A 4335-nucleotide genomic window follows, 5' to 3' on the forward strand; every position below is an offset into this window, starting at 1 on the left:
GCCGTCGCGTCACGCGAGGTCGCGTCCATCGCCGTCACTGCTGCTGGGCGCGCTGCGCCTGCTCCTCGCGCCAGCCGGCTTCCTTCTCGATCCACTCGTTGTCGGCGGGGAAGTCCTCCACGCCCGTCACCCGGCGCACCTCGAGGAACGACCCCGGCCCGAGCGGCGCCCGGCTCGCCCACTCCGCCGCCTCCTCGCGCGAGGAGACCTCGATGATCCAGAAGCCGTTGAACAGCTCCTTCGTCTCGCCGTAGGGGCCGTCGGTGACCAGCGGCTTGTCCGCGCTGAAGTCGACCACGAAACCCTCAGCGGCATCGGTCAGGCCCTCGCCCGCGACCAGCACGCCGGCCTTCATCATCGACTCGTTGTACCTGCCCATGGCTTCGATGACCTGTTCGAAGGGCATCTGCTCGTACGCCGCCACAGCGTCGTCGGTCGCGCGCATGATGAGCATGAACTTCATGATGTTCTCCTTGTCCGAAGGGCCGTCTCTCGACCCTCTCACTTCAGACGTCGAACGGGAACGGCGCGGATCGACATCCGGTCAGAACTTTCTCGGAGACCTTCGTGTGGGATGGTTCGCGCACACAACTCCTCAGAATCGATCGGCGGGTGAGCGAGGCGCGACAGGATCACGCGGATCACGCTTCCGGGATGGTGGTTCTTGAGGAGTTGTGTTCGTCCGACCTCGGTCAGCCGGCCTGCCGCGGGACCGGGGGCGCTGATCAGCGGCGGCGCGCGGGGCGGGCGACGACGTCGGCGATCACCGCGGTCAGCGCGGCCAGGGAGCGCTCAGGGCTCCATGCGGCGGCCACCGCGGGCGCTTCGGCGCGCAGCGCGGCCAGACGCTCCTCGTCGGTCAGCAGCTCCCGGATGGCCTCGCCCAGCGCGGCCTCGTCGCCTCCGGGCACCAGCACGCCGCCGCCCTCCCCGAGCACGTCGCGGATGCCGTAGCGCACGTCGTACGACAGCACGGGGGTCGCGTGCAGCAGCGCCTCCACGATCCCGAGCGGCTGCCCCTCGAACGCGGTGGAAGTCACGAGCAGCGACGCCCGGTCGAGCACGGTCGCGGGGTCGTCGGTGTACCCGGCCAGCACCACACGGTCTTCCGCGTCGAGGTCGGCGATCAGGGCGCGCAGCCGCGCCTCCTCGGGGCCGCCGCCCCAGATCTCCATCCGGGCGTCCGGCACACCGGCAGCCACGAAGGCACGGACGGCGTGGTCGATGCGCTTGCCTGCCGCGAGGCGGCCCAGCACGACCACGAGCCTGTCCTCCCGACGCTCCTCGCGACGCTCGACGGGAGCGACGGGATTGGGCACCACCACGTGATTCGCGGCATCGCCGAAGCGCGCCACCACGTCGTCGCGCTGGGTGCGCGTCGGCCACACCACCGCGTCGAAGCGATCGGCGACCCGGAACCAGCGCGTCCACAGCGTGTTCATCGCGGCGTCCGGGGTGTACGGCTGTTCGACGTGCATCGTGTGGATCGTGTGGACGATGCGCACACGCGGATCGCTCCAGTCGGCGATGAGCTCGCCCAACTGCCGGGACTCGCAGATCACCACGAGCGGACGGTCGTCCCGCGCGGCGGCCACGGTGTCGAGCCAGGCGCGGTACAGCCCGCGGAAACCGTGCAGTGCCCCCGCGACCTCGCCCTCCGCGTCGTACACCAGCACCGGCTCGGGCGTCAGGTGCCAGTCGGGGTTGCCGGGGATCACCGGCAGTGCGATGAACGGCCTTCCCGCGGTGTCGGTCAGCACCCGGTACTCGACGTCCGGATCCGGCGTCACCGCGCCATCAGCGGCCGCACGCAACCACGCCGCCGCACCGCCCTCCGGGGCCACGGCCTCGTCGAACAGGTTCCGCAGCTGCGCGGGCTCGACGAGCGCCCCGCGTTCTGCGAACACCCGCCGATGCTCCGCGTGGTCGACGGCCGTGCCCGGGTCGAAGGTCAGCAGCTCCGGCCCCCGTCCGCCTCCCACGCCCGCGGAGGCCAGGAGCCGCGCCCGAGTCAGGGTCGCGATCGTGTACCCGCCGTCCAGGCCGGGGATCAGCCGGCTGGACAGCACCACGTAGTCGGCATCCGGCAGCACGGGCAGGGGTTCCTCGGTCATCGCCTCGCCCCTCCTCCGTCGCCGGCACGATCGCGCGCGGCACGAGAGCCGCGGCGCACGCGAGAGCCGATCACTCGGCTCCCGTCACTCCCACTCGATGGTCCCCGGCGGCTTCGACGTGACGTCGAGCACGACCCGGTTGACGTCGCGGACGCCGTTGGTGATGCGGTTGGAGATCTTCGACAGCACGTCGTACGGCAGGCGCGTCCAGTCGGCCGTCATCGCGTCTTCGCTCGACACGGGGCGCAGCACGATCGGGTGGCCGTACGTGCGGCCGTCGCCCTGCACGCCCACCGAGCGCACGTCGGCGAGCAGCACCACGGGGCACTGCCAGATCTCCTGGTCGAGCCCGGCCTTGGTCAGCTCCTCACGGGCGATCGCATCGGCCTCGCGCAGGATCTCCAGGCGCTCGGCCGTGACCTCGCCGATGATCCGGATGCCGAGGCCCGGCCCGGGGAACGGCTGGCGCCCCACGATCGCCTCGGGGATGCCCAGCTCGCGGCCGATCGCACGGACCTCATCCTTGAACAGCGCCCGCAGCGGCTCGATCAGCTCGAAGTCGAGGTCGTCGGGCAGGCCGCCCACGTTGTGGTGCGACTTGATGTTCGCGGTGCCCGCCCCGCCGCCCGACTCCACCACGTCGGGGTAGAGCGTGCCCTGCACGAGGAACTTCACGGGCGCGCCGCCGTCGGCCTTGGCTTCCTCGACCAGGTCGAGCTGCACCTTCTCGAACGCGCGGATGAACTCGCGGCCGATGATCTTGCGCTTCTCCTCCGGGTCGGTCACACCCTTCAGGTGACCCAGGAACGTCTCCGCGGCGTCGACCGTGATGAGACGCACACCCGTGGACTCCACGTAATCCTTCTCGACCTGCTCCCGCTCCCCCTTGCGGAGCAGCCCGTGGTCGACGAACACGGCCGTGAGCTGGTCGCCGATGGCCTTGTGCACGAGCGCGGTCGAGACGGCGGAGTCGACACCACCGGACAGCGCCGAGATGACCCGGGCGTCGCCGACCTGCTCGCGGATGCGCTCGACCTGCTCCGCGATCACGTTGTCGGGGTTCCAGTCGGATGCCAGCCCCGCGCCCTTGTGCAGGAAGTTCTCGAGCACGCGCTGACCGTGGTCCGAGTGCTTGACCTCGGGGTGCCACTGCACGCCGTAGAACCGGCGCTCCTCGTTCGCGAACGCCGCGACCTTGGTGGCCTCGGTCGTGGCGAGGACCTCGAAGCCCTCCGGAGCCTTCGCGACCTGGTCGCCGTGGCTCATCCACACGTTCTGTTCCGCGGGCTGCCCGCTCAGCAGGGTGCCTCCGTCGCCGGAGATCACGGCGTCGGTCGCGCCGTACTCGCGCAGCCCCGTGTGGGCGACCTCGCCACCGAGGGTCTGCGCCATGTACTGGAAGCCGTAGCAGATGCCGAGGGTCGGGACGTCGAGGTCGAACACCGCGGGGTCGAGCTTGGGGGCGCCCTCCTCGTACACGGACGAGGGCCCGCCGGACAGGATGATCGCCACCGGGTTCTTCGCCGCGATCTCCGCCGCGGTGGCCGTGTGCGGCACGATCTCGCTGTAGACGCCGGCCTCACGCACGCGGCGGGCGATCAGCTGCGCGTACTGCGCGCCGAAGTCGACGACGAGCGCAGGACGCTGCTGGGTCTCGGACTGTTCGGTCAACGGACACCTTCCGGGGCGGTCGCGGAGGCCTCGGCGGCCTCGCGGGTGGCGAGATAGGACTTCACTTCACGGGCCACGACGGCCTCCATGAAGAAGGAGAGCAGCGGGATGACGCCACCGAGGGCGAGCAGGATGAAGCGCGGGAACGGCCAGCGCATGAGACTCCACATGCGGAAGCACGCGAACAGGTAGACGACGTAGAACCAGCCGTGCGCGACCAGGATGAACAGCGAGATGTTGAAGCCGTCTCCCAGCGAGGTCATCTCGCACGAGTTGGTCCACGGTGCGAACAGCGACCACCATTGGCAGTCCGGCCCCGCGATGACCCCCGCGAACCACAGCGGACCGCCCGAGCCTCCCGCGAAGAGCTCGAGGTGGATCGGCGTGTACTTCAGCACCATCTCGCTCAGCAGCAGGAGCAGCATGACTCCCGTGATGATCGACGCGATCTGGTAGAACTTCAGCGCACCGCGGATCGCCGGAAAGCTGGCGACTTTCGGTTCGGGCATGCCCCCAGTCTAGTCGGCGGTGCGCGATGCCCCGACCCTGA

The 4335-nt window shown here is 70.2% G+C and carries 4 protein-coding genes; all 4 read right to left on the reverse strand.

The window, feature by feature from the left end:
• Window positions 1-34: 34 nt before the first annotated feature.
• Window positions 35-463: a YciI family protein gene (locus tag M3C17_RS18730; protein WP_259979560.1), complete on the reverse strand. Its 429-nt coding sequence runs from the start codon at window positions 461-463 to the stop codon at window positions 35-37.
• 262 nt (window positions 464-725) lie between these two features.
• Window positions 726-2114 (reverse strand): glycosyltransferase, encoded by a 1389-nt coding sequence (locus M3C17_RS18735; protein WP_259979561.1) that lies wholly within the window; start codon window positions 2112-2114, stop codon window positions 726-728.
• Window positions 2115-2198: 84 nt separating this feature from the next.
• Complete coding sequence (guaA, locus tag M3C17_RS18740; RefSeq protein ID WP_259979562.1) at window positions 2199-3785, reverse strand: glutamine-hydrolyzing GMP synthase; 1587 nt, start codon at window positions 3783-3785, stop codon at window positions 2199-2201.
• The gene (locus M3C17_RS18745) at window positions 3782-4294 is read right to left on the reverse strand and encodes a DUF3817 domain-containing protein (RefSeq protein ID WP_259979563.1); all 513 of its coding nucleotides are present in this window, start codon (window positions 4292-4294) and stop codon (window positions 3782-3784) included. The genes guaA and M3C17_RS18745 overlap by 4 nt, the downstream gene beginning before the upstream one ends.
• Between the last annotated feature and the right edge of the window lie 41 nt (window positions 4295-4335).

It is taken from the genome of Microbacterium sp. p3-SID336 (genome assembly GCF_025143365.1).
In the GTDB taxonomy this organism is placed as follows: domain Bacteria; phylum Actinomycetota; class Actinomycetes; order Actinomycetales; family Microbacteriaceae; genus Microbacterium.